This window comes from Pseudocitrobacter vendiensis, assembly GCF_943590815.1.
GTDB classification, from domain to species: Bacteria; Pseudomonadota; Gammaproteobacteria; order Enterobacterales; family Enterobacteriaceae; genus Pseudocitrobacter; species Pseudocitrobacter vendiensis.
On record NZ_CALSBS010000017.1, the window covers coordinates 34,451 to 61,426 of the forward strand.

The following is a 26,976-nucleotide window of genomic DNA, read 5'->3' on the forward strand; positions in this document are numbered from 1 at the left end:
ATGTTTACCTTTATCAAAAAAGTGATCAAAACCGGGACGACCACGTCGTCGTATCCGCTCGAACCGCTGCCGGTTGATAAAAACTTCCGTGGCAAACCGGAACATAACCCGCAGCAGTGCGTAGGCTGTGCGGCCTGCGTGAACGCGTGCCCGTCTAACGCCCTGACCGTGGAAACGGATTTAGCCACCAACCAACTGGCGTGGCAATTCAACCTGGGCCGCTGCATTTTCTGCGGCCGCTGTGAAGAAGTGTGCCCAACGGCGGCGATTAAACTGTCGCAGGAGTACGAGCTGGCGGTGTGGAAAAAAGAGGACTTCTTACAGCAGTCTCGCTTTGACATCTGCAACTGCCGTGTTTGTCAGCGTCCGTTCGCGGTGCAAAAAGAGATCGACTACGCCATTGCGATCCTCAGGCACAACGGCGACAGCCGCGCGGAGAAACATCGCGAAAGCTTCGAAACCTGCCCGGAATGCAAACGCCAGAAATGCCTGGTGCCGTCCGACCGTATTGAACTGACTCGCCATATGAAAGAGGCCAGCTGATGAGTGCTTTATTAGGCCCACGTGATGATAACGGCATGCCGGTGCCGATGACGGTGGAAGAGTCCATCGCCAGCATGAAAACGGCGTTACTGAAAAATATCAAACGTTCCGCGTATGTTTACCGCGTCGACTGCGGTGGCTGTAACGGCTGTGAAATCGAGATTTTCGCTACGCTTTCGCCGCTGTTTGATGCGGAACGCTTCGGCATTAAAGTAGTGCCGTCGCCGCGTCATGCGGACATCCTGCTGTTCACTGGTGCAGTCACCCGCGCCATGCGTTCCCCGGCGCTGCGTGCCTGGCAATCGGCGCCGGACCCGAAAATCTGTATCTCTTACGGCGCCTGTGGCAACAGCGGCGGAATCTTCCACGACCTGTACTGCGTCTGGGGCGGCACCGACAAAATCGTGCCGGTGGATGTCTACATCCCTGGCTGCCCGCCGACGCCGGCTGCCACGCTGTATGGCTTTGCGATGGCGCTCGGCCTGCTGGAACAGAAAATCCACGCCCGCGCGCCGGGTGAACTGGACGCACAACCGGCAGAACTGCTGCACCCGGATATGAACCAGCCGCTGCGCGTTCGCGTTGACCGCGCCGCGCGCCGCCTGGCGGGCTATCGCTATGGCCGCCAGATTGCTGACGACTATATGCGTCTGCTGGGGCAGGGCGATCACCAGGTTCAGCGCTGGCTGGAAGCCGAAAGCGATCCCCGTCTGACCGAAATTGTCGGCCAGCTTAATCACGTTGTTGAAGAGGCGCGTATCCGATGAGCGAAACGGTGGTGTTCAGTCAACTGAGCCGTAAATTTATTGATGAGAACGATGCGACGCCCTCTGAGGCGCAGCAGGTTGTCTATTACAGCCTGGCGATTGGCCACCACCTCGGGGTGATCGACTGCCTCGAAGCCGCGCTGACCTGCCCGTGGGATCAATACCTGGCATGGATTGCTACGCTTGAAGAGGGCAGCGTCGCGCGGCGCAAAATGGAAGGCGTGCCGAAATACGGTGAAATCGTTATCGACAGTAATCACGTCTCTATGCTCGCGAACGCGTTTGATAAAGCGCGCGCCGTACAGACCGCGCAGCAAAAAGAGTGGAGCGAAGCGATGCTCGGCATGCTGCACGCGATTTATCAGGAAAGTGCGATTTATTTGATGGTTCGGAGGCTTCGTGACTGACGTATTACTCTGTGTGGGCAACAGCATGATGGGCGATGATGGCGCAGGCCCGTTGCTCGCTGAAATGTGTGCCGCCGCGCCGAAAGGCAATTGGGTGGTAATTGACGGCGGCAGCGCGCCAGAAAACGACGTCTTCGCTATTCGCGAACTGCACCCGGAACGTCTGCTGATTGTCGATGCCACCGACATGGGACTTAACCCTGGCGAGATCCGCATTATCGACCCCGACGACATCGCCGAGATGTTTATGATGACCACCCATAACATGCCGTTGAACTACCTGGTCGATCAGCTCAAAGAAGATGTCGGCGAGGTGATTTTCCTCGGCATTCAGCCGGATATTGTCGGCTTCTATTACCCGATGACCCAGGCGATTAAAGACGCGGTAGACGTGGTTTATCAGCGGCTTGAGGGTTGGGAAGGCAATGGCGGGTTTGCGCAGTTAGAGGCCGAGGAATAACAATGCCGGATGGCGGCTACGCCTTATCCGGCCTACCAATCTATGCAATATCGTAGGCCGGATAAGCGTTAGCGCCATCCGGCACTGCTGTAACCTTACATTCTCCCCGTTTCTTGTAATTCCTCCCTTGTGTCAGTAATAAAAATCGCACGATTTCAGTGTGACTTTGTGTTACTCGGGATATATGCTGAGTGAGACTTTGTTGCACTCATCGGAGGATATATGCCGTTAACAAAACTCAGGCAGCAGGGCGGGGCGGTCGTGGTAACCATCCCCGGCGAAATTGCATCGTTAATGGGCTGGGTCGTTGGCACGATGCTCAATGTAAAAGCGCACGGCGATACCGTCAGCATCACGCCTGCAAAGCGTCGGGCCAGAGGGCGTCGCTCGGTTGCTGAAATCCTGGATGGCATCGATGAAAACGAAATTGCCAGCCTCAACCAGTCATTAGCTGATGATTTAGCTGATACTCCTAAGGGTAAGGAGAAAATTTAATGGCGCAGGGGAAGCGGATTCCGGCAAAGGGAGAAATCTGGCACGTTAACGGCGATCCGGTGGAGGGGCACGAATTTAAAGGTGCACACTATTATCTGGTGCTTTCAGAAAAAAAACTGGTCGCCGCTTTAGGTACGGCGGTATGCCTGCCGATTACCAGCGGTGGCGGTCTGGCACGCTCGAAAGCGGTAACGGTCTGGCTGGATGGTGATAGCATGGATAGCGGAAAAATCACTGGAGTGGTTTTGTGTTATCAGCTTCGTGCTCTTGATTTGCTGGAGCGTAAAGCACGCTACGCCGCAACCGTTTCGCCCTGGGTGATGGATGAAATTCTCGGCATGGTGGTGGATTTGATTGACCCGCAGTAGCTGGATGGTGTCTTCACTTTATCCGGGTTACAAACGAGGTTTCTCCCTCTCCCTGTGGGAGAGGGCCGGGGTGAGGGGTCACTCCAAATCTTCCCCGTTACTCGCAATCACCTTCTTATACCACCAGAACGATTTTTTGCGCGTGCGGGCCAGCGTGCCGTTGCCTGCATCGTCGCGGTCGACATAGACAAAACCATACCGTTTGCTCATCTCGCCCGTCGAGGCCGCCACCAGGTCGATACAACCCCAACTGGTGTAACCGATAACCGGAATACCATCGCCAATCGCCTCGCCCATCGCGCGGATATGCTCGCGCAGATAGCTGATGCGATAGTCGTCATTAATCTCACCCAGCGCGTTCACTTCATCTTTCGCGCCCAGCCCGTTTTCCACTAAAAACAGCGGCTTCTGGTAGCGGTCGTACATCATGTTCATGGTGATGCGCAGCCCCAGCGGGTCGATGCCCCAGCCCCATTCGCTGGCCTGGATGTGCGGGTTTTTCAGCGATTTCACAATGTTCGCCGCGTTGGTGTTATTGGCGTTCATCCCGGCAGACGCGCAGCGAGAGGCGTAGTAGCTGAACGACACGAAATCGACGGTATTTTTCAGGATTTCGTCATCGCCCGCGGCTTTTTCAATCACCACCCCTTTTTCGCGGTACACGCGGGCAGAGTAAGAGGGGTACGCGCCACGCGCCTGTACATCGATAAAGAACAGGTTTTCGCGGTCTTTCTCCAGCGCCATCCACACATCTTCCGGCTTGCAGGAGTAAGGGTAGAAATTGCCGCCCGCCAGCATGCAGCCCACCTGGTTTTGCGGGTTAACCTCGTGGGCGATTTTGGTGGCCAGCGCGCTGGCAATAAGCTCATGGTGCGCCGCCTGATACTTCACCTGATCCTGATTTTCACCGTCTTCAAACACCAGCCCGGCACCGGAGAAAGGACTGTGCAGCATGATGTTGATTTCATTGAAGGTGAGCCAGTATTTTACCAGCCCGTTAAAGGCTTCAAAGCAGGTGCGCGCGTAGCGAGTGAAGAACTCGACCATTTTTCGGTTGCGCCAGGAACCGTATTCCACCACCAGATGCATCGGCACATCGAAGTGGCACAACGTGACCAGCGGCTCAATGCCGTACTTTTTGCACTCTGCAAATACCGCGCGGTAAAACGCAATGCCTTCCGCGTTCGGCGTCAGCTCATCGCCGTTCGGGTAAAGACGCGCCCAGGCAATGGAGGTGCGAAACACGGTAAAGCCCATTTCCGCCATCAGGGCGATATCTTCTTTGTAGCGATGATAAAAATCGGTCGCCTGATGGCTGGGGTAAAACTCATCGTCACGCAGGCTAAAGCGTTTTTCCAGGCCCAGTTTGACCGGCAGGCGATTTGCGCCATGCGGGATCATATCTACCGTCGTCAGGCCTTTCCCGCCTTCAAGATAAGCGCCTTCACACTGGTTAGCGGCCAGTGCGCCGCCCCATAAAAATCCTTCCGGAAATGTCGACATGCGTTTCCTCGTTAAATGTTATGTCATTCAGACTGTTGCTGGTGCTGCGGCCTGACGTGCGCGGGCATCGGCGGCAGCTTCTTCGACCGGGATATCTTCAAAGCCGAGGATCAGCGTCAAAATAAAGGAGAGCACCACCGCCAGCGCCATCACGCCAAAGACCCACACAATGGTCATCGGATTCGCCGGGTCAAAGAACTGCACGCTGGTGAACAGGCCAGGCGCCGCCATCGAGTGGCTGGCAAGCCCGGCAATGCCTGCAACGGCACCGCAGATAAAGCCGCTGATCAGGCTGGCGATTAACGGGCGTTTCAGCCTGACCGCCACGCCGTACAGCGCCGGTTCAGAGATGCCCGCCAGAATTGCCGAGGCCGCCGCAGCCAGCGCCGTCTGGCGCAGTTCCGGGTTTTTGGTTTTCCACGCCACCGCCAGCGATGAGCCGCCCAGCGACAGGTTCGCGCCGATTTCCGACGGCATTACCATGCCCTCTTTACCCGTTTCAGCGATGGTTTGAATAATGGTGGGCGTAAAGACGCGGTGCATCCCGGTCATTACCAGCAGCGGCCATAGCGCGCCCATAATGGCGACCGACAGCCAGCCCAGATAGCCGTGAATAGTGTAAACAAGTGCAGAAATGCCGCTGCCAATCCAGATTCCAATCGGGCCGATAAGCAGGATAGCCAGCGGGGCGGCAATCAGCACAATCAGCATCGGTTTGAGGAAGTTTTTGGTGACTGCGGGCGTGATGCGGTCCACCCAGCGTTCGATGTACGACAGGCACCAGGTCATTACCAGCGCCGGAATAACGGTGTAGGTATATTTCACCGCCGTGACCGGCACGAAAGCAAATTCCACATGCTCGCCCTGCGCGGCTTTCGCCATCAGCTCGATAAAGCTCGGATGCACCAGCACGCCCGCAATGGCAATCGCCAGCGACATGTTGGTTTTGAATTTCACGGCGGCAGAGGCGGCAACCATCAGCGGCAGGAAGAAGAATGCCCCGTCGCCAATCACCGTCAGAATGGTGAGAGTGGGTGTGCCTTTGGTGAGCACGCCGGACATCTCAAGGATCATCGCCAGAAGTTTCACCATTGATCCGCCGATAATCGCCGGGATCAACGGTGACATGGTGCCGATCAACGCGTCGAGGATCCCCGCGCCGATGCGCTTCAGCGTTATCTTCGGTTTTCCCTCTGGTACGGCAGGTTGCATATTTTCCGGCAGTAAACTCACCACTTCCCGATACGCCTGGGAAACGGTGTTGCCGATGATCACCTGGCACTGGTTATCGCTGCGCACTACGCCGAGCACGCCGCGCAGACTTTTCAGCGCGGCGCTGTCCACCAGAGAATCGTCTTTCAGCACGAAGCGCAGACGCGTCATGCAATGGGTCACTGCGCTGATGTTACTGACGCCGCCCAGTAAATCGACGATGGACTTCGCCAGCGCCGCATAGTTTTTGGACATCGGAATCTATCCTGTTCTTATCTGTAGGGTCCTCATCGCCAGGCGATGAAACGTTGCATAGGAAACCGGTTCCACAAAATCATGATTAGTTTCCTGGAAACTGACAAGATGGTGAAAATTCATTTTTTTAAATTTGTGATGACGATCGCCATGTATGGCAAAAGCTGAAAAAGGGCCGTGGCTGAAGTACACTTCTGCCCATCATTTTTGACGAGGGAAGCGAAATGGCGACGATGCTGGAGGTGGCAAAGCTGGCTGGCGTGTCGAAAGCGACGGTCTCACGCGTGCTGACCGGCAACGGCTATGTGGGTCAGGAAACCAAAGACCGGGTCTGGCAGGCGATTGAACAGAGCGGCTATCGGCCTAATCTGCTGGCGCGCAATCTGGCGACCAAACGCACGCAAACGCTGGGGCTGGTGGTCACCAACACCCTGTATCATGGCGTCTATTTTAGCGAGTTACTGTTTCACGCCGCGCGGATGACCGAAAATCAGGGCCGTCAGTTGATCCTCGCCGATGGTAAACACAGTGCGGAAGAGGAGCGGGCGGCGATTCAGTATCTGCTCGATATGCGTTGTGACGGCATCATTATCTACCCGCGATTTCTCAGCGTTGACGAAATCGACGAACTTATTCAGCAGCATGAACAGCCGGTGCTGGTGCTTAACCGTCGCCTGCGCCGTAACGCCAGTCATTGTGTTTACTGCGACCAGGCGCGTACCAGCCAGAATGCGGTGGAAAAGTTGATTGAACAGGGGCATCGCGATATCGCGTTTATCACCGGTTCGCTTGATTCGCCAACCGGCATTGAACGCTTGTCAGGCTACAAGGCCGCTTTAGCTGAACACCATCTTCCACTGCGTGATGCGCTGATTGTGGAAGGGAAATGGACGCCAGCGACGGGGTCGGCAGGTGTTGATATGCTGCTTGAGCGCGGCGTTAACTTTAGCGCGGTGGTCGCCAGCAACGATGACATGGCCATCGGGGCGATGAAACAGCTTCAGTCGCGCGGCCTGCGCGTGCCGGAGCAGGTCTCCGTCGTCGGTTTTGATGATATCGCGCTTGCGCCGTACATGCTGCCATCGCTCTCCAGCGTTAGAATTCCGGTGACAGAGATGATTCAGGAGATCATCCATCGCCTGATTTTCATGCTCGACGGCGGCGAATTCAAACCACAACCTTCCTTCCTCGGCGAGCTTATCGCGCGCGACTCTCTGGGGGCAGGCCCGCAGGGGTAATCTCGTCACCTGTCATCGTCACTCGTGACGATGACAGGGTTAGACACCGCGTTCCAAATAAAAAATACTTAATAAACAGTTACCTAAAAGTTGGCGCGAATAATGCATTCTCCGGCTCATTCATTGTCATTGCTGGAGAATTTGATGAACCGTTTCATCATTGCAGATGCGAGTAAATGTATAGGCTGCCGGACATGCGAAGTGGCGTGCGTGGTCAGCCACCAGGCCGAACAGGATTGCGCCGCGCTGACGCCGGAATCTTTCCTGCCGCGAATTCATGTGATCAAAGGCGTAAATGTTTCTACCGCGACCGCGTGCCGTCAGTGCGAAGACGCACCGTGCGCGAACGTCTGCCCGAACGGCGCAATTCGCCGTGAAAAAGGCTTTGTCCATGTGATGCAGGAACGCTGCATCGGCTGCAAAACCTGCGTCGTGGCCTGCCCGTATGGCGCGATGGAAGTGGTCGTTCGCCCGGTTGTACGCAACAGCGGCGCGGGCCTCAACGTGCGTGCCGAAAAAGCCGAAGCTAACAAATGTGACCTGTGCTTCCACCGCGAGCAAGGCCCGGCCTGTATGGAAGCCTGCCCGACGCACGCCATTTTCTGCGTTGACCGCGACAAGCTTGAGCAAATCAGTGCCGAAAAACGTCGTCGCGCTGCGCTCGATACCTCTATTTCTCTGTCGTTTTAATGATCCTCCGTTTCACTTTTAACAGGTCTGTTACTGATGAAAAAAATTACAAGTGTTTGTCCGTATTGTGGTGCTGGCTGCAAACTGAAGCTGGTTGTCGACAACAATAAAATCATCCGCGCGGAAGCGGCCGACGGGAAAACTAACCAGCATGAGCTGTGCCTGAAAGGCTATTACGGCTGGGATTTCCTGAACGATACCAAACTGCTGACGCCGCGCCTGACGCAGCCGATGATCCGCTATGAAAAAGGCGGCAAGTTGACGCCAGTGAGCTGGGATGAAGCCATCCGCTATACGGCAAAACGCTTAGGTGAGATCAAAGCGAAATTCGGCCCGCGCGCCATTATGACCACCGGGTCATCGCGCGGTACCGGGAATGAAACCAACTATGTGATGCAAAAATTTGCGCGCGGCGTGCTGAACACCAATAACGTCGACTGCTGCGCGCGCGTCTGCCACGGGCCTTCTGTAGCGGGCTTGCAGGAAGCACTGGGCAACGGCGCGATGAGTAACTCCATCGAAGACATTGAACACTCAAGCTGTCTGCTGGTCTTTGGCTACAACTGCGCCGATTCTCACCCTATCGTGGCGCGTCGCGTGATCAAGGCCAAAGAGAAAGGCGCGAAAATTATCGTCTGCGACCCGCGTCGTATTGAAACCGCGCGTATCGCCGATCAACATCTGCAAATTAAAAACGGCTGCAACATGGCGCTGGTCAATGCGTTTTCCCATGTACTGCTGGAAGAAAATCTCTACGACAAAGAATATGTTGCGCGCTACACCACCGGTATCGATGAGTTGCGTGAAATCGTGAAAGATTATGCGCCGGAAGCGGTGGAAGCACTGACCGGCGTGACGGCACAACAGATTCGTCAGGCGATGCGTACCTACGCGGCGGCTCCCAGCGCCACCATTATGTGGGGCATGGGCGTCACTCAGTTTGGTCAGGCCGTGGATGTGGTCAAAGGGCTGGCAACGCTTGCGCTGCTCACCGGCAATCTGGGTCGTGAACATGTCGGCGTCGGCCCGGTGCGTGGTCAGAATAATGTGCAGGGCGCGTGCGATATGGGCGTGATCCCTAACCAGTTCCCCGGTTATCAGGACGTGGTCGATGCCGACGTGCGGGCGAAATTCGCCAAAGCATGGGGTATTGACGCCAGCCTGATGGATGACAAAGTGGGCGTGCGCATTACCGAAGTGCCGCATCTGGCGCTGGAAGGGAAGTTGAAAGCCTACTACATCATGGGCGAAGATCCGCTGCAAACCGAAGCCGACTTAGGCCTGGTGCGCAAAGGGTTCGAAGCACTCGATTTCGTGGTGGTGCAGGACATCTTTATGACCAAAACCGCCGAGCAGGCCGATGTGCTGCTGCCCGCTACCTCCTGGGGCGAACACGGCGGCGTCTTCACCTGTGCTGACCGTGGCTTCCAGCGTTTCGAAAAAGCAATCGAACCGCAATATAACGTCAAACGCGACTGGGAAATTATCAGCCTGATTGCCCAGGAAATGGGCTACCCCATGCATTACGACAATAACCAGCAAATCTGGGACGAAATGCGTGAGCTTTGCCCGCTCTTCTTTGGCGTGACTTACGATAAAATGGGCGACATGGGGCACGTTCAGTGGCCGTGTCCAACGCTCGATCACCCAGGCACGCCGTATCTTTACGCAGGTAATCAGTTTGACACCCCGGATGGCAAAGGTCATTTGTTTGCCGCGCCGTGGCGTGCGCCAGCCGAATGCCCGGATGATCAATATCCGCTGGTACTGTGCACCGTACGCGAAGTAGGGCACTACTCGTGCCGCTCGATGACCGGTAACTGTGCGGCGCTGCAATCGCTGGCCGATGAGCCAGGCTTTGTGCAAATCAACCCGCAGGATGCGCAGAAGCTGGGCGTAAAAGACAAACAACTGGTGTGGGTGGCGTCGCGTCGCGGTAAAGTGATCACGCGTGCCAACGTCAACGAGCGTATCAATCATGGCAGCGTCTATATGACCTACCAGTGGTGGATTGGCGCCTGTAACGAACTGACCCAGGACAACCTCGATCCCATCTCTAAAACGCCGGAAACCAAGTACTGTGCGGTGAATATCAGTGCGATTGAGGATCAAAACTGGGCGGAAAACTACGCGCTGGAAAGCTACCAGTCGATGAAATCCCGCCTGCGTGAGGCGGTGGCAGGGTAATGAATGACGATAACGCATAACGGCGTCGAAATCCGCATTCGCGGTAAAGTACAGGGGGTGGGCTTCCGCCCCTTTGTCTGGCAGCTGGCTCAGCAGCAGGCGCGCGTGGGCGATGTCTGCAACGACGGTGCGGGGGTGCTCGTTCGTTTGCTGGGCGAGGAAGCGGATTTCCTTGCCGCGCTTCATCAACACTGCCCGCCTTTAGCGCGCATTGATGAGACGCAGGTTCAGCCTTATGTGTGGCAGAGCGTGCCAGACGACTTTGTGATCCGCGAGAGCGGCGCGGGGGCGATGAGCACGCAGATTGTCCCGGATGCGGCAACCTGCCCGGCGTGTCTTGCGGAGATGAATGACCCGCAGGAGCGCCGTTATCGTTATCCCTTTATCAACTGTACCCACTGTGGCCCACGTTTTACCATTATTAACGCCATGCCCTATGACCGTCCCCTGACGGTGATGGCGGCGTTTCCGCTGTGCTCTGCCTGCGAGGCGGAGTACCGCAATCCTTACGATCGTCGCTTTCACGCCCAGCCTGTGGCCTGCGCCGAGTGCGGCCCGTGGCTGTCGTGGTATGCCGAAGGCGAACCGCTGCACCGCGAGGCGGCGCTACAGGCGGCGATTACGCTTCTCACGTCGGGCGGCATTGTGGCGATCAAAGGGCTGGGTGGTTTTCATCTGGCCTGTGATGCGGGCAATGCCCGCGCGGTAGCGACGCTGCGCGCCCGTAAGCATCGCCCGGCGAAACCGCTGGCGGTGATGCTCCCCAATACGATGAATCTCCCCGATGACGCCAGCCGATTACTGCGCACCCCGGCAGCACCGATTGTGCTGGTGGATAAATCCTGCGTCAGCGGCTTGTGTGATGACATCGCGCCGGGGCTGGCAGAAGTGGGCATCATGCTCCCGGCTAACCCTGTTCAGCATTTGCTGATGCAGGCGTTTAATCGCCCACTGGTGATGACATCCGGGAACTTTAGCGGTAAGCCCCCAGCCCTGACCAATGCGCTGGCACTGGCGGAACTCGCAGATATCGCCGACGGATTTTTGCTGCATAATCGCGATATTGTGCAGCGGATGGATGACTCGGTGGTGCGGCAAAACGGCGAAATGCTACGCCGGTCGCGCGGCTATGTACCGGATGCCATTCCACTGCCACCGGGTTTTCACGATATTCCGCCGATGCTTTGCCTGGGGGCAGATCTCAAAAATACCTTCTGCCTGGTACGCGGCGAGCAGGCGGTGTTAAGCCAGCATTTTGGCGATCTCACGGATGAAGGTGTCGAGGCGCAATGGCAGCAGTCGCTGCGTTTGATGCAGGCTATCTACGATTTTACCCCGCAGGCGGTGGTGGCGGATGCGCATCCTGGCTACCACTCATCGCAGTGGGCTGCGGCCCGCGATTTACCCCATCAAACGGTGCTTCATCATCATGCGCATATTGCCGCGTGCCTGGCGGAACACAACTGGCCGCTGGACGGCGGTGATGTGGTTGCGCTGGCGCTGGACGGCATTGGCATGGGGGAAAAGGGTGCATTGTGGGGCGGTGAATGTCTGCGGGTGAACTACCGCGAGTGTGAACATCTTGGCGGCCTGCCTGCGGTAGCGCTGCCGGGGGGCGACCTGGCGGCACGTCAGCCGTGGCGTAACCTGCTGGCGCACTGCCTGGCGTTTGTGCCGGAGTGGGAAAGTTATCCGGAAACCGCCATCGTGCGCGAACAAAACTGGCCTCTGCTGGCGCGGGCGATTGAGCGCGGTATTAATGCGCCGCGCGCGTCATCGTGCGGGCGATTGTTTGATGCGGTGGCCTGCGCGCTGGGCTGTGCGCCGCTGACGTTGAGCTATGAAGGTGAGGCGGCTTGTCGTCTGGAAGCGCTGGCGGCGACGTGTACCGGCGTCGAACATCCGCTGCAAAGTGAACGGTTCGACCTTGCAGAATTCTGGCCGCAGTGGTTGAGCTGGCAGGCCAGCCCGGCGGAGAAAGCGTGGGTGTTTCACGATGCGCTGGCGCAGGGGCTGGGCGGTATGATGCGTCGCGAAGCGCAGGCGCGGGGCATCTCAACGCTGGCATTTGCTGGCGGCGTGCTGCATAACGCGCTGCTGCGTGCGCGGTTACAGCACCATCTGGCTGATTTTACGCTGCTTTTCCCACACAGTTTGCCCGCAGGCGATGGGGCAATTGCGTTCGGGCAGGCGGTGGTGGCAGCGGCCCGGTGCGCGTGATGCCGGATGGCGGCTGCGCCTTATCCGGCCTACGGGTCGTGCGCGTAATGCCGAGTGGTTTGGGCTTGTCTGATGGTGCAAATAGGTAGGTCGGGTAAGGCGTAGCCGCCACCCGACAACAACGCGCGCACGGAGCCCAAAAAAAGCCCCGGCGACCGGGGCAAAAATCAGACGCGATACGTCCATGTATCTGAGGTTAAGAAGGGCTCTGCAAAATTCGCGAGCAAGGTTAAGTTCAGCAATGGCATAGCAAATCAATTCGGCAATAACTTCAACAGGCTAAACGCCTCCTTCATTCTCTCTTCACTCACCACAAACGCGCGAAGTTGCTGGTTGTCGTCATAGCCCTGAGCAAGCATGCCCTGTGCGCTGGTGGCGATAGTCCAGTCCAGATCCTGACGGCGCGTTTCCCCCGCCAGATGTAGCGGCAGATCCGGCGTTTTCACCTTCACCAGCATATGCGGTAACTTCAGCTCGCCATTCTGGCCGAGCAGATTCTTCGCCAGACACATCGCACTTAACAGAATCGGTTGCAGGAAGGGCAGCACGGCCCCGTTGATCTCCGCGCAATCACCCAGCGCGTAGATATCCGGGTTACTGGTCTGCATCGCGCTGTTGACCTTCACGCCACGATTGATCTCTACACCCGCATGACGCGCCAGCGCGGTTTCCGGGCGCAAGCCAGTGGCCGCAACAACGGCATCCACTTCAACCTGACGATGGCGGTCAAACTTCGCCACAATCCCGGATGTTGTTTGCTCCAGCGACTGCAACTGGGTTTTCAGCAGCAGATGCACACCCATGTCGGTCAGACGATGTTGCAGACGGCTGCTCACTTCCGGCGGCATCAGTGACGCCAGAATGCAGGCGGAGTTATCCACCACCGTCACCGCTTTACCTGCACGGCTGAAGTCCATCGCCAGTTCGCTGCCAATCAGGCCGCCGCCGATAATCAGTACGCGCTGCGCATCACGCAGGGTGCTTTGCGCGGCCCCGAACTCCTGCTGGCTGTTGAGGGTCAGCATCAGCTCTTTTCCGGGAACCGGCGGGACGATGGTCGATGCGCCCGTCGCCAGTACCAGTTTGTCGTAGCGCCACTCTCTGTCCTGGCTTTTCACCACTTTGGCCTGTGCGTCGATGTCGCTCACCCAGGTTTGCGGGAAGAGGTTCAGATTGTACTGCTCGGCAAACTCACCTGCCGTTTGCAGCGTCAGGTCGGCGGCGGTTTGCCCCCGGCTGACGACGTGGCTGAGGTCTGGCTTATTGTACTCATCAATGCTGTCGGCGGCGATCAAGGTCAGCGGCACGGCAGCGTCCTGTTTGCGAATGTTTTTCACCAGTTGGCGGGCCGCAAAGCCCGACCCGATGATCACGATGCCATTATTCATTTTGCCTCCGTGGCCAGTACGTCGAAGACGTCTTTACCCAGTGAGCATTCCGGGCACAGGAAGTTATCCGGCACGTCGCTCCACGGCGTCCCCGGCTGAACATCCTGGTTCGGCTCGCCTTTTGCCGGATCGTAAATCCACTGGCAGACGCTGCACTGCATGCTTGGGCCGAGGTCAGCGGCTGCGGCACAGGCGCATTCTTCCTGCGCGGTTGTGACTTTGGCACTCACCTCTGGCAGCGGCGCAAGTGCCCACTGGCGGGCGATTTCACGACCGTGTTCGCGGCACACTTCCAGCGCGTCGAAGTCAGGACGCCATTTGGCTTTCAGGCTCAGTGACATTTCAAAGCCCGCATCCTGCAAACGAGTAGAGAGACGGTCAACCGCGCCGCCGCTCCAGCCATGTGAACCGAACGCGCTGGCGCGTTTGTTGCGAAAACGCAGGCCCGTCATCTCTTCCACCAGGCCGGCAATTTTCGGCATCATCACGTTGTTCATGGTTGACGTACCGACCAGCACGCCTTTGGAACGGAAAACGTTGGTCAGGATTTCGTTTTTATCGCTGCGGGCGACGTTGAAGATTTTCACCGCTACGCGTGGGTCAACTTCGTTGATACCCTGAGCAATCGCATCCGCCATCATGCGGGTGTTGTTTGACATGGTGTCGTAGAAAATAGTGATGCGATCTTCCTGATAATCGGCCGCCCATTTCAGATACAGCTCAACGATTTGCGTCGGGTTGTCACGCCATACCACACCGTGTGAGGTGGCAATCATATCGACCGGCAGGTTGAAGCCGAGGATTTCAGTAATTTTTGGCGTCACCAGACGGCTGAACGGCGTCAGGATATTGGCATAGTAGCGCTGACACTGTTCGAACAGTTCGGTCTGATCCACTTCGTCGTTAAACAGACGTTCGTCGCAGTAGTGCTGGCCGAAAGCATCGTTACTGAACAGAACCGCGTCGCCAGTCATGTAAGTCATCATGCTGTCCGGCCAGTGCAGCATCGGGGTTTCAACGAAGACCAGTTGTTTGCCGTTACCGATATCCAGACTGTCGCCGGTTTTCACCGTATGGAAATTCCATTCCGGATGGTGGTGGTGGCCGTTGATGGAATCAATGGCGTTGGTAGTGCAGTAAATGGGCGTGTTCGGGATGTAAGACATCAGCTCGGTCAGCGCACCGGCGTGGTCTTCTTCCGCGTGGTTAATAATGATGTAGTCGATGTCGTTCAGGTCGATTTCGCTGCGCAGATTCTGCACGAATTCGCGGCTGAATTTGTGGTCAACGGTGTCGATCAGGACATTTTTACCTTCACGGATCAGATAGCTGTTGTAGCTGCTGCCACGCAGTGTTTTATATTCGGTACCGTGAAAATCACGCACTTCCCAGTCACGTTGGCCAACCCAATGAATGTTATTTTTAACCAGAATAGACATAGCAACCTCAATCAAATGCAGTGTTTTTAAAAAAGATGTTTTGCTTATTGCAGGTCGCGTGCCAACTTTTTAACATGTTGTTTTATATGTGTTTAATGTTTTTGTGTGCATTTTTATTGTCAAAATGACTGTTATTGATACAGTCAATATGACAATATGCATTGTCAAAACGACAATGAGGTTGTGATGAGTTTTTCGGTCGATGTGCTGGCGAATATCGCCATTGAGCTACAACGCGGGATCGGGCATCAGGACCGCTTTCAGCGTTTAATCACCACGCTGCGTCAGGTGCTGGAGTGCGACGCGTCGGCATTACTGCGCTATGACGCACGTCAGTTTGTTCCGCTGGCCATCGATGGGCTGGCGCAGGATGTGCTGGGTCGTCGCTTTACGCTGGAAGGGCACCCGCGTCTTGAGGCCATTGCCCGCGCCGGGGATGTCGTCCGCTTCCCGGCAGACAGTGATTTGCCCGATCCTTACGATGGTTTAATTCCCGGCCAGGAGAGCCTGAAAGTGCACGCCTGCGTCGGCTTGCCGCTGTTTGCCGGGCAGAACCTGATCGGCGCGTTGACGCTGGATGCGATGGAGCCGGAGCAGTTTGATGTCTTCAGCGATGAGGAACTGCGCCTGATATCCGCGCTGGCTGCCGGGGCGCTGAGTAATGCGCTTCTGATTGAACAACTGGAAAGCCAGAATATGTTGCCGGGGGCGCCTGCAGCGTTTGAACCTGTCGCCAGCACCGACATGATTGGCCTGTCTCCGTACATGATGCAGCTTAAAAAAGAGATAGAAATCGTCGCGGCGTCCGATCTCAATGTGTTGATTAGTGGCGAAACGGGTACCGGGAAGGAACTGGTGGCGAAATCCATTCATGAAGGTTCTCCGCGTGCGGTTAACCCGCTGGTCTATCTCAACTGTGCGGCGCTACCGGAAAGCGTGGCGGAAAGTGAGCTCTTTGGCCATGTAAAGGGCGCGTTTACCGGGGCAATCAGCAACCGTAGCGGTAAGTTTGAAATGGCCGATAACGGTACGCTATTCCTCGATGAAATTGGCGAACTGTCTCTGGCGTTGCAGGCCAAATTGCTGCGCGTATTGCAGTATGGCGATATACAGCGCGTCGGCGATGACCGTAGCCTGCGCGTCGATGTGCGCGTGCTGGCGGCCACCAACCGCGACCTGCGCGAAGAGGTGCTGGCCGGGCGTTTTCGTGCCGATCTGTTCCATCGTCTGAGCGTCTTCCCGCTCTCCGTTCCACCGCTGCGTGAACGTGGTGATGATGTGGTGCTGCTGGCGGGCTATTTCTGCGAACAGTGTCGGTTACGTCTCGGGTTGTCGCGGGTGATTTTAAGCGCCGGGGCGCGGGCGCATTTACAGAGTTATGGCTGGCCGGGCAATGTGCGTGAGCTGGAACATGCGGTTCATCGCGCGGTAGTGCTGGCGCGCGCAACGCGCAGCGGTGGCGAAGTGATCCTCGAAGCGCAGCATTTTGCGTTTGAAGAGAGTATGGTGGCGCCAGTAATGGAAAGTGAAGCGCCGGTATTACCTGCGTGTCACAACCTTCGCGATGCTACCGAACATTTTCAGCGCGAGATGATCCGCCAGGCGCTGGCGCAAAACAGCAACAACTGGGCGGCCAGCGCACGGGCGCTGGAGACAGACGTCGCCAACCTGCATCGGCTGGCGAAACGTCTGGGAATGAAGGATTAAAGAATGCCTGCCTGATAGAAGTTCTGCAGGTTGATTGCGCCGACCAGTTGGCCGTTGTCATCCACCACCGGCGCGGCGCTGATTTTTTTCTTCATCAATTGCTCTTTGGCATCAATGGCGCGGCTCTGCGCATTCAGCGTCGTGCCATTTACCGTCATCGCCAGGCTGACGTTATCTGCCAGTGCGCCACCGCCCACCAGCCAGCGGCGCAGGTCGCCGTCGGTAAATACGCCTTTCACCTGCAACTGCTCATCACATACGGCAACCAGGCCGAGCCCGGTGCGGCTCAGTTCGAGCATCGCGTCCATGATGCTGGCGTGAATACTCACCTGTGGCACGTCGGCGTCGCGGCGCATCAGATGATGCACTTTATTCAGCAAGCGCGCGCCCAGTGCGCCAGCCGGATGCGAACGGGCGAAATCTTCTTCATTGAAACCACGGGCCTGCATTACGGCCATCGCCAGCGCATCGCCCATCATCAGCGTATTCACAGTGCTGGAAGTGGGGGCTAAACGCATCGGGCAGGCTTCACGTTCCACGGAAATATCCAGCACCGCTTTTGCCGCTAAACCCAACGGCGAGTGGGATTTTCCGGTCATCGCCAGCAGAACAACGGATTTTTCTTCCAGTCGCGGGATGATGAGATCCAGCTCTTTCGCGCCGCCGGAGTAGGAGATAAACAGCATCACGTCCTGGCTTTCCACCATGCCTAAATCGCCGTGCAGCGCCTCAGCCGGGTGAACAAAGAACGCGGGTGTACCGGTGCTGGCAAAGGTTGCGGCGAGTTTTTTACCGATATGGCCCGATTTTCCGATGCCGGAAACAATCAGTTTGCCTTTGCAATTAATGATGGCTTCGGCGGCTTTGATAAAGTCATCACCCAGGCGGTCCGGAAGCTGACTGGCTTCCTGAAGTTCCAGCATTAGCGTTTGACGGCCCGCTTCCAGTAAAAAAGTGTTGTCCGCAATCATGGCGTTGCATCCTGTCATTTTTGTATGTCAAAGGTGTAGGGATCGGCGTTTACCGATGCGCGCGTAAGGGTACTGAATTCGTATCTTCAATACCAATAGCGCGATCAAGGTCTGGGCGTTTTGCTTAGGGTGAAGTTTTTTTCTTTGCAACGCGTGATGGCGCTTCCTTGAGGCGTCGCGATTGCTTTACCATAATTACCTCTTGCCGATATTGTTAAATGGATGTCCCATGTTGAAGCGTCGTTATATCGCCTTACTGCCCCTGTGTGTCCTGCTCGCTGCCTGTAGCAGCAAACCAAAAACCACCGCCGCCGCACCGGCAACGGCTGGCACGCCATCCGGCGGCTTCCTGCTGGAGCCGCAGCACAATGCGCTGATCCCGACCGGTGATTTCGCTAACAACCCGGCGGCAGAGCAGTTCATCGATAAGATGGTGAGCAAGCATGGCTTTGACCGACAACAACTGCACGAAATTCTCTCCCAGGCGAAGCGTCTCGATTATGTGTTGCGTCTGATGGATCGCCAGGCACCGACCGGCCTACCGCCGAGTGGGCCAAACGGCGCGTGGCTGCGCTATCGCAAACAGTTTATCACCCCGGACAACGTACAAAACGGCGTCGCGTTCTGGAATCAACATGAAGCGGCGCTGAAACGCGCATGGCAGGTGTACGGCGTGCCACCGGAAATTATCGTCGGCATTGTCGGCGTTGAAACCCGCTGGGGCCGCGTGATGGGCAAAACCCGTATCCTCGATGCGCTGGCGACACTCTCCTTTAACTACCCGCGCCGCGCGGAGTACTTCTCTGGCGAACTGGAAACCTTCCTGCTGATGGCGCGTGATGAAAGCGATGACCCGCTTGATTTGAAAGGTTCCTTCGCAGGCGCAATGGGCTACGGCCAGTTCATGCCGTCCTCATACAAACAGTATGCCGTTGATTTTAATGGCGATGGGCACATCAACCTGTGGGATCCTGAAGATGCCATTGGCAGCGTGGCAAACTACTTCAAACAGCACGGCTGGGTGAAGGGCGACCAGGTGGCGGTGCAGGCGATGGGCCAGGCGCCGGGGCTGGAAAACGGCTTTAAAACTAAATACAGTGTGTCGCAGCTTGCTGCCGCAGGGCTGACGCCGATGAATTCGCTGGGCAATCATCAGCAGGCCAGCCTGCTGCGTCTGGATGTCGGCACCGGTTATCAGTACTGGTACGGCTTGCCGAACTTCTACACCATCACCCGCTATAACCACAGTACGCACTATGCGATGGCTGTCTGGCAGCTTGGTCAGGCTGTCGCACTGGCTCGCGTTCAGTAATCCTTCTTCCCCTCCCATCCGGGAGGGGAGTTACATTTCGATACACCCTCAGGCGCTGACAAGGATTTACATTCATCTGCTCGCTGTTTATTGTTATGTTATAACATAAACATTGGGGCGCTATTGATGTCATCTTCGCTTTTCTCCCTCTCCAGCCTGAAACGCCTGGCGGGCGTATGCCTGCTGCTGGCGTTTATCTGGCTGGTCACCTGGTGGGCGGTATCACTGCCATGATTGTGCTGGATAACCTTCTTGTCGGCTATGACGGCGAGGCGATTGCGCCGCCTATTGATGGATGCATTACGCGTGGCAGCCTGATGGCGATTGTGGGTGAGAATGGCTGCGGTAAATCGACGCTGCTAAAAACCGTCGCCGGATTTATTCCGCCTGTAAGCGGGCGTGTGCACTGGCAGACGCGTCGCCCGGTTATCGGCTGGCTGGCGCAGCGGCAGGCGCTCGATCAGCAGTTTCCGGTAACGGTGCAGGACGTCGTGTGCCAGGGGGTATGGCCGCGCATCTCATTGTGTTTCGGCATTGATCGGATGGTGCGCCGACGCGTAGCTGACGCGCTGGATCGGGTAGGGTTGCTGTCGCTGGCGAAAACAGCGATAGGCAGTTTATCCGGCGGCCAGTTTCAGCGCATGCTTTTTGCCCGAATCTTAGTGCAGCAGGCCCCGTTGGTAATGCTGGATGAACCCTTTACCGGCGTCGATGAAACGACGACTGAGATGCTGATGTCGCTGATCCTGGATATGCAGCGGCATGGGCAAACGGTGCTGGCGGTGCTGCATGACAGCGAAAAAGTAGCGCGCTTTTTTCCGCAGGTGCTTGAGCTGGGCGGTGTGCGCGAAATATCCCCGATGTTACCCGCGAGGTCAGCATGATCTGGCATACCTTTTTTCAACCGTTTATCGAGTTTGGCTTTATGCGTCGGGCGCTGATGGTGTGCCTCGCGCTCTCACTGAGCACCACGCTGCTGGGCGTATTTCTCCTGTTGCGGCGAATGAGCTTAATGGGCGATGCCTTGTCGCATGCCATTCTGCCCGGCGTTGCTGTGGGCTATTTAATGAATGGAATGTCATTGCTGGCAATGACGATCGGCGGTTTCGTGGCAGGGATCGCCGTGGCGCTGGGGGCGGGCTGGGTGAGTCGCCGCACGCTGCTGAAGGAGGATGCCAGTTTTGCCGGATTCTATCTGGGCTCGCTGGCGCTGGGCGTGACGCTGGTGTCACTGCGCGGCTCAAACGTCGATCTGCTGCATTTGTTGTTTGGCTCGATTCTGGCAGTAGACGGACCTTCGGCACTGTTTGTCGCGCTGGTGGCCAGCATCACGCTGATCGCTCTGGCGGTGTGTTATCGCGGCCTGGTGGTTGAAGCGTTCGACAGCAGTTGGTTGCAGGTGAATGCCCGCTGGCTGCCATCAGCGTTACACGGTTTATTCCTCGCTCTGCTGGTGCTGAACCTGGTGGCCGGGTTTCAGGTGCTCGGTACATTGATGGCGGTGGGCGTGATGATGCTGCCCGCAATAGCGGCCCGCTGCTGGGCACAGACTCTGCCCGCTATGCTCGGGCTGGCGGGGCTTTGCGGCGTGCTTTGTGCCTGGATTGGGCTGAGCTTCTCGTGGGCGGCTAGCCTTCCGGCCGGGCCGGCTATTGTGCTGACCGCCAGTCTGATTTTTCTTTTTTCGCTGATTTTTGGCACGCGCAGCAGGCTGGCTTATCGCTTGCGAGCGCTTTTAACTGAGGGGATGGTATGAAAATGAAGAAGGTAATTCTGGCGCTGGTGCTGGGGTTAATCGCGCAGGGTGCGATGGCGAAAACGCTCAATGTGGTCACCAGTTTTTCGGTGCTGGGCGATATCACGCAGCAGGTTGGGGGCGATGTGGTGAAGGTAACGACGCTGGTGGGGCCGGACGGCGATCCGCATACTTTTGAGCCGTCGCCGAAAGAGAGCGCATTGCTGAGTAAAGCGGATGTGGTGGTGGTGAACGGTCTGGGGCTGGAAGGGTGGATTGACCGTTTAGTCAAAGCGTCTGGATTTAAAGGCCAACTGGTCGTTGCCTCTCAGGGCATTGCCACGCAAACGCTGGAGGAAGACGGACAAACGGTGACGGACCCGCACGCCTGGAATAACGTGGCGAACGGCGTTATTTATGCGCAGAACATTACCGAGGGGCTCGCCAAAGCTGACCCGCAGGACGCCAGCGTCATTAAAGCCCGCGGTGCGAAATATGTCGCTAAGCTCAGGGCGCTGGATAGCTGGGTGAAGCAGCGTTTCAGCCCCATTCCGCGCGAGAAGCGTAAGGTGCTGACCAGTCACGATGCATTCGGCTATTTTGCCAAAGCCTATCAGGTGGACTTCCTGTCGCCGCAGGGGCTGTCATCGGAAAGCGAAGCGAACGCGGCGGATGTCGGCACGTTGATTAAACAAATCAAGGCCGACGGTGTGCATACCTGGTTTATGGAAAACCAGCTTGATCCGCGCCTGGTCAAACAGATTGCATCCGCCACCGGTGCGCAGGCGGGTGGCGAGCTCTATCCTGAAGCGTTATCAAAACCGGGCGGTGTGGCGGACAGCTACGTGAATATGGTGCGGCATAACGTAGATACTATTGTCAAAAGCATGCAGTAATGACTGTCATCCCCCAGGCTCCATCGGGGGATTTTCCACTTTTTCTGAACCCCCCTCGTAAAATCGACACCTCGCCCCCATCTGTGTTGGGAAAGTGCTATCTTGTCCGACAGATATCTACCTGATAGGAGGGGTGATGACTGACAGCGAATTATTTCAACTGAGTGAAAAGGTCGGGCAAGCGCTGAAGGCGCAGGGCGCAACGGTAACCGCGGCTGAATCCTGCACCGGTGGCTGGATTGCCAAAACCCTGACCGATGTCGCGGGAAGTTCCGCGTGGTTTGAGCGCGGCTTTGTCACCTACAGTAATGAAGCTAAATCACAAATGATTGGCGTCAGTGCGGTGACGCTGGAACAGCACGGCGCGGTGAGCGAACCGGTCGTGGTCGAAATGGCCGTGGGCGCGTTACGGGCAGCGCGTGCCTCTTATGCGGTATCGGTTAGCGGCATTGCCGGGCCGGATGGCGGTAGCGATGAGAAGCCTGTCGGCACCGTGTGGTTTGGCGTGGCAAGTGCCGCCGGACAAGGTGTAACCCAGCGTGAATGCTTTGCGGGCGACCGGGAATCGGTACGCCGACAGGCCACGGCATTTGCCTTACAACTGCTCTGGCAACAATTTCTACAAAACACTTGATACTGTATGACCATACAGTATAATTGCTTCAACAGAACAGAATTCATTCCCCGGGCTTGCTCGGCATGACAGGAGTAAAAATGGCTATCGACGAAAACAAACAGAAAGCGTTGGCGGCAGCACTGGGCCAAATTGAGAAGCAATTCGGCAAAGGCTCCATCATGCGCCTGGGTGAAGACCGTACCATGGACGTGGAAACCATCTCCACTGGTTCGCTTTCACTGGATATCGCACTGGGTGCAGGCGGTCTGCCGATGGGGCGTATCGTCGAAATCTACGGGCCTGAATCTTCCGGTAAAACGACGCTGACCCTGCAGGTCATCGCCGCAGCACAGCGTGAAGGTAAAACCTGTGCCTTCATCGATGCAGAGCATGCGCTGGACCCTGTCTATGCACGTAAGTTAGGCGTTGATATCGACAACCTGCTGTGCTCCCAGCCAGATACCGGTGAACAAGCGCTGGAAATCTGTGATGCGCTGGCGCGCTCTGGTGCGGTTGACGTGCTGGTTGTTGACTCCGTTGCGGCACTGACGCCGAAAGCGGAAATTGAAGGCGAAATCGGTGACTCTCATATGGGCCTTGCGGCGCGTATGATGAGCCAGGCGATGCGTAAGCTGGCTGGTAACCTGAAACAGTCCAACACGCTGCTTATCTTCATCAACCAGATCCGTATGAAAATTGGCGTCATGTTCGGTAACCCGGAAACCACGACCGGTGGTAACGCGCTGAAATTCTATGCGTCCGTTCGTCTGGACATCCGTCGTATCGGCGCGGTGAAAGAGGGTGATAACGTCATCGGTAGCGAAACCCGCGTGAAAGTGGTGAAAAACAAAATCGCTGCACCGTTCAAACAGGCAGAATTCCAGATCCTCTACGGTGAAGGTATTAACTTCCTGGGCGAGTTGGTAGACCTGGGCGTGAAAGAGAAGCTGATCGAAAAAGCGGGTGCCTGGTATAGCTACAACGGCGACAAAATTGGTCAGGGTAAAGCGAACGCTATCTCCTGGCTGAAAGAGAACCCGGCGGCGGCGAAAGAAATCGAGAAGAAAGTGCGTGAGCTGCTGCTCAGCAATCAAGATTCTTCGCCGGATTTCGTGGTCGATGAAAACGACACGCACGCGAAAGAAACTAACGAAGATTTCTGATAACCTCTCATCAGAAACAGAAGGGCTGCCGATGCAGCCCTTTTTGCATTTGAAGGAGCGGGAGAAAGATGAACGAGAATACACCACGCCGCTCGGCGTATGCCCGCTTGCTGGATCGCGCGATTCGCATTCTGGCAATGCGCGACCACAGTGAGCAGGAACTGCGTCGCAAGCTTATTGCGCCGGTGATGACGAAGAATGGCCCTGAACCTGTTGATGCACCAGAAGAAGATGTGGAAAAGGTCATTGCCTGGTGCCATGAAAACCGCTATCTCGATGATTTGCGATTTGTCGGACAGTTTATCGCCAGCCGCAGCCGCAAGGGTTATGGTCCCGCACGTATTCGGCAGGAACTTGGTCAGAAAGGTATTCAGCGTAATGATATTGAACAGGCTATGCGCGAGTGCGATATCGATTGGGGAACGCTGGCGCGTAACCAGGCGGAGCGTAAATATGGCGATCCATTACCGATCACATTTGCCGAAAAAGTAAAAATCCAGCGCTTTTTGCTCAATCGCGGCTATCTGATGGAAGATATCCAGGAAATATGGCGAAATTTTGACGATTGAGCGCACGGGGGATTTTACTTCCCTTTAAAGAAAACTTATCTTATTCCCACTTTTTCCGTCTGGTAGCAAGTTGAACAACAAATGACCTGCTACGACGGCGACCATTCGTTAGCTTGATTTCAGGATAATTATGAGCAAGAGCACCGCTGAGATCCGTCAGGCGTTTCTCGACTTTTTCCATAGCAAGGGACATCAGGTAGTTGCCAGCAGCTCCCTGGTGCCGAATAACGATCCGACCCTCCTGTTTACCAACGCCGGGATGAACCAGTTCAAGGATGTTTTCCTTGGTCTCGACAAACGTAATTATTCTCGCGCAACGACTGCGCAGCGTTGCGTTCGTGCGGGTGGTAAACATAACGATCTGGAAAACGTCGGTTACACCGCGCGTCACCACACTTTCTTCGAAATGCTGGGTAACTTCAGCTTCGGCGACTACTTCAAACACGATGCTATTCAGTACGCGTGGGAATTGCTGACCGGTGAAAACTGGTTCGCCCTGCCGAAAGAGCGTCTGTGGGTGACCGTTTATGAAACCGATGACGAAGCTTACGAAATCTGGGAGAAAGAAGTCGGTATCCCGCGTGAGCGCATCATCCGCATCGGCGACAATAAAGGCGCGCCGTATGCTTCCGATAACTTCTGGCAGATGGGCGATACCGGCCCATGCGGCCCGTGCACCGAGATCTTCTACGATCACGGCGACCACATCTGGGGTGGCCCTCCGGGAACGCCTGAAGAAGACGGCGACCGTTACATCGAGATCTGGAACATCGTCTTCATGCAGTTCAACCGTCAGGCTGACGGTACAATGGAGCCGCTGCCGAAGCCGTCCGTCGACACCGGTATGGGCCTGGAACGTATCACTGCGGTACTGCAACACGTCAACTCTAACTATGAAATTGACCTGTTCCGTAAGCTGATTGATTCCGTGGCTAAAGTCACTGGCGCGACTGACCTGACGAACAAGTCACTGCGCGTTATTGCGGACCACATTCGTTCCTGTGCGTTCCTGATTGCTGATGGCGTTACGCCGTCGAATGAAAACCGTGGCTATGTGCTGCGCCGTATCATTCGTCGTGCCATCCGTCATGGCAACATGCTGGGCGCGAAAGATACCTTCTTCTATAAGCTGGTTGGCCCGTTGATCGATGTGATGGGTTCAGCTGGTGAAGAACTGAAACGCCAGCAGGCTCAGGTTGAACAGGTTCTGAAAACCGAAGAAGAGCAGTTTGCCCGTACGCTGGAACGCGGCCTGGCGTTGCTGGACGAAGAGTTGTCTAAGCTGACTGGCGATACGCTGGACGGTGAAACCGCTTTCCGTCTGTATGACACCTACGGCTTCCCGGTTGACCTGACGGCGGACGTTTGCCGTGAACGCGGGCTGAAAGTGGACGAAGAGGGCTTTGAAGCCGCGATGGAAGAACAGCGCCGTCGTGCGCGTGAATCCAGCGGTTTCGGCGCAGACTATAACGCGATGATCCGCGTTGATGGTGCATCAGAATTCAAAGGCTACGATCATCTTGAACTGAACGGCAAAGTCACCGCGTTGTTTATCGACGGTAAAGCGGTTGATAGCATGGCGGCCGGTCAGGAAGCGGTTGTCATTCTGGACCAGACCCCGTTCTATGCGGAATCTGGCGGTCAGGTTGGTGATAAAGGCGAGTTGAAAGGCGCGGGCTTTAGCTTCAGCGTGAACGACACGCAGAAATATGGTCAGGCGATTGGTCATCTCGGCAAACTGACGGCGGGTTCCCTGAAAGTGGGTGACGCGGTGCAGGCCGACGTTGATGAAGCGCGTCGTGGGCGTATTCGTCTGAACCACTCCGCCACGCACCTGATGCACGCGGCGCTGCGCCAGATTCTGGGCACGCATGTGGCGCAGAAAGGTTCTCTGGTGAATGATAAAGTTCTGCGTTTCGATTTCTCGCATTTCGAAGCGATGAAACCGGAAGAGATTCGCGCGGTCGAAGATCTGGTTAATGCCCAGATTCGTCGTAACCTGCCGGTTGAAACCAACGTAATGGATCTCGACGCGGCAAAAGCGAAGGGCGCGATGGCGCTGTTCGGCGAAAAATATGATGACCGCGTTCGCGTGCTGAGCATGGGCGATTTCTCTACTGAGCTGTGCGGCGGTACTCACGCTTCACGCACGGGTGATATCGGTCTGTTCCGTATTGTGTCCGAATCCGGAACGGCGGCAGGTGTTCGCCGTATCGAAGCAGTAACCGGTGAAGGCGCGATTGCCAGCCTGCATGCAGAAAGCGATCGTTTGGGTGATATCGCCCAGTTGCTGAAAGGCGATAGCCATAACCTGACGGAGAAATTGCGCACCGTTCTGGAACGTACCCGTCAACTGGAGAAAGAGCTGCAGCAACTGAAAGAGCAGGCGGCAGCGCAGGAGAGTGCAAACCTTTCCAGCAAAGCAGAAAACATCAACGGCGTTAAGCTGCTGGTGAGCGAGCTTTCCGGCGTTGAGCCGAAAATGCTGCGTACGATGGTTGACGATCTGAAGAACCAGCTGGGTTCCGCCATTATTGTGCTGGCGACCGTTGCTGACGATAAGGTTTCTCTGATTGCGGGCGTGTCTAAGGATGTCACTGACCGCGTTAAAGCAGGGGAGCTCATCGGCATGGTGGCTCAGCAGGTTGGTGGTAAAGGCGGTGGTCGCCCGGACATGGCGCAAGCCGGTGGTACCGATGCGACGGCGCTTCCAGCCGCGTTGGCCAGTGTGAAAGATTGGGTAAGCGCTAAGCTGTAACAAAAATAAATCCTGTGTGGGCGTCTTAACGTTAATTGTTAAGACGCCTTGCATATGGAGTACTGATAACGATAAAG

At 56.3% G+C, this 26,976-nt stretch carries 24 protein-coding genes; 19 read left to right on the plus strand and 5 right to left on the minus strand.

The annotated features are described in order from the left end of the window. From NMC31_RS16975 to NMC31_RS17000, 6 genes are all read left to right on the plus strand, one after another. Nucleotides 1–543 carry a formate hydrogenlyase complex iron-sulfur subunit gene (locus NMC31_RS16975; RefSeq protein WP_149463435.1) on the plus strand — a complete coding sequence of 181 codons (543 nt, stop codon included), beginning with the start codon at nt 1–3 and terminating at the stop codon, nt 541–543. Beyond that, on the plus strand, nt 543–1,310 hold the full coding sequence (locus tag NMC31_RS16980; protein ID WP_149463436.1) for an NADH-quinone oxidoreductase subunit B family protein: 768 nt from the start codon (nt 543–545) through the stop codon (nt 1,308–1,310). Before NMC31_RS16975 ends, NMC31_RS16980 begins: the two co-directional genes overlap by 1 nt. Continuing rightward, nucleotides 1,307–1,717 (plus strand): formate hydrogenlyase maturation HycH family protein, encoded by a 411-nt coding sequence (locus tag NMC31_RS16985; RefSeq protein WP_108476402.1) that lies wholly within the window; start codon nt 1,307–1,309, stop codon nt 1,715–1,717. The genes NMC31_RS16980 and NMC31_RS16985 overlap by 4 nt, the downstream gene beginning before the upstream one ends. After that, on the plus strand, nt 1,710–2,177 hold the full coding sequence (hycI, locus tag NMC31_RS16990) for a hydrogenase maturation peptidase HycI (RefSeq protein ID WP_149463437.1): 468 nt from the start codon (nt 1,710–1,712) through the stop codon (nt 2,175–2,177). Before NMC31_RS16985 ends, hycI begins: the two co-directional genes overlap by 8 nt. A 222-nt stretch (nt 2,178–2,399) precedes the next feature. Further along, a complete protein-coding gene (locus NMC31_RS16995; protein ID WP_113857670.1) occupies nt 2,400–2,672 on the plus strand; it encodes an AbrB/MazE/SpoVT family DNA-binding domain-containing protein in 273 nt (90 codons plus the stop codon). Next, nucleotides 2,672–3,040 carry a type II toxin-antitoxin system PemK/MazF family toxin gene (locus tag NMC31_RS17000; RefSeq protein ID WP_253898579.1) on the plus strand — a complete coding sequence of 123 codons (369 nt, stop codon included), beginning with the start codon at nt 2,672–2,674 and terminating at the stop codon, nt 3,038–3,040. The genes NMC31_RS16995 and NMC31_RS17000 overlap by 1 nt, the downstream gene beginning before the upstream one ends. A 78-nt stretch (nt 3,041–3,118) precedes the next feature. Here NMC31_RS17000 and NMC31_RS17005 read toward each other — a convergent pair whose 3' ends face one another. Then, nucleotides 3,119–4,543: a 6-phospho-beta-glucosidase gene (locus NMC31_RS17005; protein WP_253898580.1), complete on the minus strand. Its 1,425-nt coding sequence runs from the start codon at nt 4,541–4,543 to the stop codon at nt 3,119–3,121. A 27-nt stretch (nt 4,544–4,570) separates the two neighbouring features. Beyond that, the gene (gene ascF, locus NMC31_RS17010) at nt 4,571–6,010 is read right to left on the minus strand and encodes a PTS cellobiose/arbutin/salicin transporter subunit IIBC (protein ID WP_253898581.1); all 1,440 of its coding nucleotides are present in this window, start codon (nt 6,008–6,010) and stop codon (nt 4,571–4,573) included. A 224-nt stretch (nt 6,011–6,234) separates the two neighbouring features. On the opposite strand from ascF, the gene NMC31_RS17015 reads away from it, so the two are divergent. From NMC31_RS17015 to hypF, 4 genes are all read left to right on the plus strand, one after another. Then, a complete protein-coding gene (locus tag NMC31_RS17015) occupies nt 6,235–7,248 on the plus strand; it encodes a LacI family DNA-binding transcriptional regulator (RefSeq protein ID WP_253898582.1) in 1,014 nt (337 codons plus the stop codon). Nucleotides 7,249–7,392: 144 nt separating this feature from the next. Then, a complete protein-coding gene (gene hydN / locus NMC31_RS17020) occupies nt 7,393–7,938 on the plus strand; it encodes an electron transport protein HydN (RefSeq protein WP_015963289.1) in 546 nt (181 codons plus the stop codon). A 36-nt stretch (nt 7,939–7,974) separates the two neighbouring features. Next, the gene (gene fdhF, locus NMC31_RS17025) at nt 7,975–10,125 is read left to right on the plus strand and encodes a formate dehydrogenase subunit alpha (RefSeq protein ID WP_253898583.1); all 2,151 of its coding nucleotides are present in this window, start codon (nt 7,975–7,977) and stop codon (nt 10,123–10,125) included. Nucleotides 10,126–10,128: 3 nt separating this feature from the next. Next, nucleotides 10,129–12,345: a carbamoyltransferase HypF gene (gene hypF / locus NMC31_RS17030; RefSeq protein WP_253898584.1), complete on the plus strand. Its 2,217-nt coding sequence runs from the start codon at nt 10,129–10,131 to the stop codon at nt 12,343–12,345. 254 nt (nt 12,346–12,599) lie between these two features. On the opposite strand, the gene norW is transcribed toward hypF, so the two are convergent. Together norW and norV are read right to left on the minus strand one after the other, a co-directional pair. Then, nucleotides 12,600–13,733: an NADH:flavorubredoxin reductase NorW gene (gene norW / locus NMC31_RS17035; RefSeq protein WP_253898585.1), complete on the minus strand. Its 1,134-nt coding sequence runs from the start codon at nt 13,731–13,733 to the stop codon at nt 12,600–12,602. Then, on the minus strand, nt 13,730–15,172 hold the full coding sequence (norV, locus tag NMC31_RS17040; protein ID WP_253898586.1) for an anaerobic nitric oxide reductase flavorubredoxin: 1,443 nt from the start codon (nt 15,170–15,172) through the stop codon (nt 13,730–13,732). Before norV ends, norW begins: the two co-directional genes overlap by 4 nt. 186 nt (nt 15,173–15,358) lie before the next feature. Between norV and norR the strand changes: the two genes are divergently transcribed. Continuing rightward, nucleotides 15,359–16,879, plus strand: coding sequence for a nitric oxide reductase transcriptional regulator NorR (gene norR, locus NMC31_RS17045; protein WP_253898587.1), 1,521 nt, complete (start codon nt 15,359–15,361; stop codon nt 16,877–16,879). On the opposite strand, the gene gutQ is transcribed toward norR, so the two are convergent. Next, nucleotides 16,876–17,850, minus strand: coding sequence for an arabinose-5-phosphate isomerase GutQ (gene gutQ / locus NMC31_RS17050; RefSeq protein ID WP_253898588.1), 975 nt, complete (start codon nt 17,848–17,850; stop codon nt 16,876–16,878). The genes norR and gutQ overlap by 4 nt on opposite strands. Nucleotides 17,851–18,079: 229 nt before the next feature. Here gutQ and mltB point away from each other — a divergent pair, with 229 nt between their 5' ends. From mltB to alaS, 8 genes are all read left to right on the plus strand, one after another. After that, a complete protein-coding gene (mltB, locus tag NMC31_RS17055) occupies nt 18,080–19,162 on the plus strand; it encodes a lytic murein transglycosylase B (protein ID WP_149463448.1) in 1,083 nt (360 codons plus the stop codon). 197 nt (nt 19,163–19,359) lie between these two features. Further along, a complete protein-coding gene (locus NMC31_RS17060; protein WP_253898621.1) occupies nt 19,360–20,046 on the plus strand; it encodes a metal ABC transporter ATP-binding protein in 687 nt (228 codons plus the stop codon). Beyond that, nucleotides 20,043–20,918 carry a metal ABC transporter permease gene (locus NMC31_RS17065; RefSeq protein WP_253898589.1) on the plus strand — a complete coding sequence of 292 codons (876 nt, stop codon included), beginning with the start codon at nt 20,043–20,045 and terminating at the stop codon, nt 20,916–20,918. The genes NMC31_RS17060 and NMC31_RS17065 overlap by 4 nt, the downstream gene beginning before the upstream one ends. Beyond that, complete coding sequence (locus tag NMC31_RS17070) at nt 20,915–21,793, plus strand: metal ABC transporter substrate-binding protein (RefSeq protein ID WP_253898590.1); 879 nt, start codon at nt 20,915–20,917, stop codon at nt 21,791–21,793. Before NMC31_RS17065 ends, NMC31_RS17070 begins: the two co-directional genes overlap by 4 nt. Before the next feature lie 136 nt (nt 21,794–21,929). After that, nucleotides 21,930–22,427, plus strand: coding sequence for a nicotinamide-nucleotide amidase (pncC, locus tag NMC31_RS17075; RefSeq protein ID WP_253898591.1), 498 nt, complete (start codon nt 21,930–21,932; stop codon nt 22,425–22,427). Between the two features lie 80 nt (nt 22,428–22,507). Further along, complete coding sequence (recA, locus tag NMC31_RS17080) at nt 22,508–23,572, plus strand: recombinase RecA (protein ID WP_015963302.1); 1,065 nt, start codon at nt 22,508–22,510, stop codon at nt 23,570–23,572. A gap of 68 nt (nt 23,573–23,640) precedes the next feature. Beyond that, nucleotides 23,641–24,141 carry a recombination regulator RecX gene (gene recX / locus NMC31_RS17085; RefSeq protein WP_149461684.1) on the plus strand — a complete coding sequence of 167 codons (501 nt, stop codon included), beginning with the start codon at nt 23,641–23,643 and terminating at the stop codon, nt 24,139–24,141. 130 nt (nt 24,142–24,271) lie between these two features. Then, on the plus strand, nt 24,272–26,899 hold the full coding sequence (gene alaS / locus NMC31_RS17090; RefSeq protein WP_253898592.1) for an alanine--tRNA ligase: 2,628 nt from the start codon (nt 24,272–24,274) through the stop codon (nt 26,897–26,899). Nucleotides 26,900–26,976 lie beyond the last annotated feature (77 nt).

Excerpts from the sequence above, each read along its gene's own strand:
- NMC31_RS17070 (WP_253898590.1), top strand. The coding sequence starts at position 20,915 with ATGAAAATGAAGAAGGTAATTCTGGCGCTGGTGCTGGGGTTAATCGCG.
- recA (WP_015963302.1), top strand. The coding sequence starts at position 22,508 with ATGGCTATCGACGAAAACAAACAGAAAGCGTTGGCGGCAGCACTGGGC.
- NMC31_RS17005 (WP_253898580.1), bottom strand. The coding sequence starts at position 4,543 with ATGTCGACATTTCCGGAAGGATTTTTATGGGGCGGCGCACTGGCCGCT.
- alaS (WP_253898592.1), top strand. The coding sequence starts at position 24,272 with ATGAGCAAGAGCACCGCTGAGATCCGTCAGGCGTTTCTCGACTTTTTC.
- pncC (WP_253898591.1), top strand. The coding sequence starts at position 21,930 with ATGACTGACAGCGAATTATTTCAACTGAGTGAAAAGGTCGGGCAAGCG.
- hydN (WP_015963289.1), top strand. The coding sequence starts at position 7,393 with ATGAACCGTTTCATCATTGCAGATGCGAGTAAATGTATAGGCTGCCGG.
- mltB (WP_149463448.1), top strand. The coding sequence starts at position 18,080 with ATGTTGAAGCGTCGTTATATCGCCTTACTGCCCCTGTGTGTCCTGCTC.
- gutQ (WP_253898588.1), bottom strand. The coding sequence starts at position 17,850 with ATGATTGCGGACAACACTTTTTTACTGGAAGCGGGCCGTCAAACGCTA.
- fdhF (WP_253898583.1), top strand. The coding sequence starts at position 7,975 with ATGAAAAAAATTACAAGTGTTTGTCCGTATTGTGGTGCTGGCTGCAAA.
- NMC31_RS16995 (WP_113857670.1), top strand. The coding sequence starts at position 2,400 with ATGCCGTTAACAAAACTCAGGCAGCAGGGCGGGGCGGTCGTGGTAACC.
- NMC31_RS16975 (WP_149463435.1), top strand. The coding sequence starts at position 1 with ATGTTTACCTTTATCAAAAAAGTGATCAAAACCGGGACGACCACGTCG.
- norV (WP_253898586.1), bottom strand. The coding sequence starts at position 15,172 with ATGTCTATTCTGGTTAAAAATAACATTCATTGGGTTGGCCAACGTGAC.
- norR (WP_253898587.1), top strand. The coding sequence starts at position 15,359 with ATGAGTTTTTCGGTCGATGTGCTGGCGAATATCGCCATTGAGCTACAA.
- norW (WP_253898585.1), bottom strand. The coding sequence starts at position 13,733 with ATGAATAATGGCATCGTGATCATCGGGTCGGGCTTTGCGGCCCGCCAA.
- NMC31_RS17065 (WP_253898589.1), top strand. The coding sequence starts at position 20,043 with ATGATCTGGCATACCTTTTTTCAACCGTTTATCGAGTTTGGCTTTATG.
- recX (WP_149461684.1), top strand. The coding sequence starts at position 23,641 with ATGAACGAGAATACACCACGCCGCTCGGCGTATGCCCGCTTGCTGGAT.
- hypF (WP_253898584.1), top strand. The coding sequence starts at position 10,129 with ATGACGATAACGCATAACGGCGTCGAAATCCGCATTCGCGGTAAAGTA.
- NMC31_RS16980 (WP_149463436.1), top strand. The coding sequence starts at position 543 with ATGAGTGCTTTATTAGGCCCACGTGATGATAACGGCATGCCGGTGCCG.
- NMC31_RS17000 (WP_253898579.1), top strand. The coding sequence starts at position 2,672 with ATGGCGCAGGGGAAGCGGATTCCGGCAAAGGGAGAAATCTGGCACGTT.
- ascF (WP_253898581.1), bottom strand. The coding sequence starts at position 6,010 with ATGTCCAAAAACTATGCGGCGCTGGCGAAGTCCATCGTCGATTTACTG.
- NMC31_RS16985 (WP_108476402.1), top strand. The coding sequence starts at position 1,307 with ATGAGCGAAACGGTGGTGTTCAGTCAACTGAGCCGTAAATTTATTGAT.
- NMC31_RS17015 (WP_253898582.1), top strand. The coding sequence starts at position 6,235 with ATGGCGACGATGCTGGAGGTGGCAAAGCTGGCTGGCGTGTCGAAAGCG.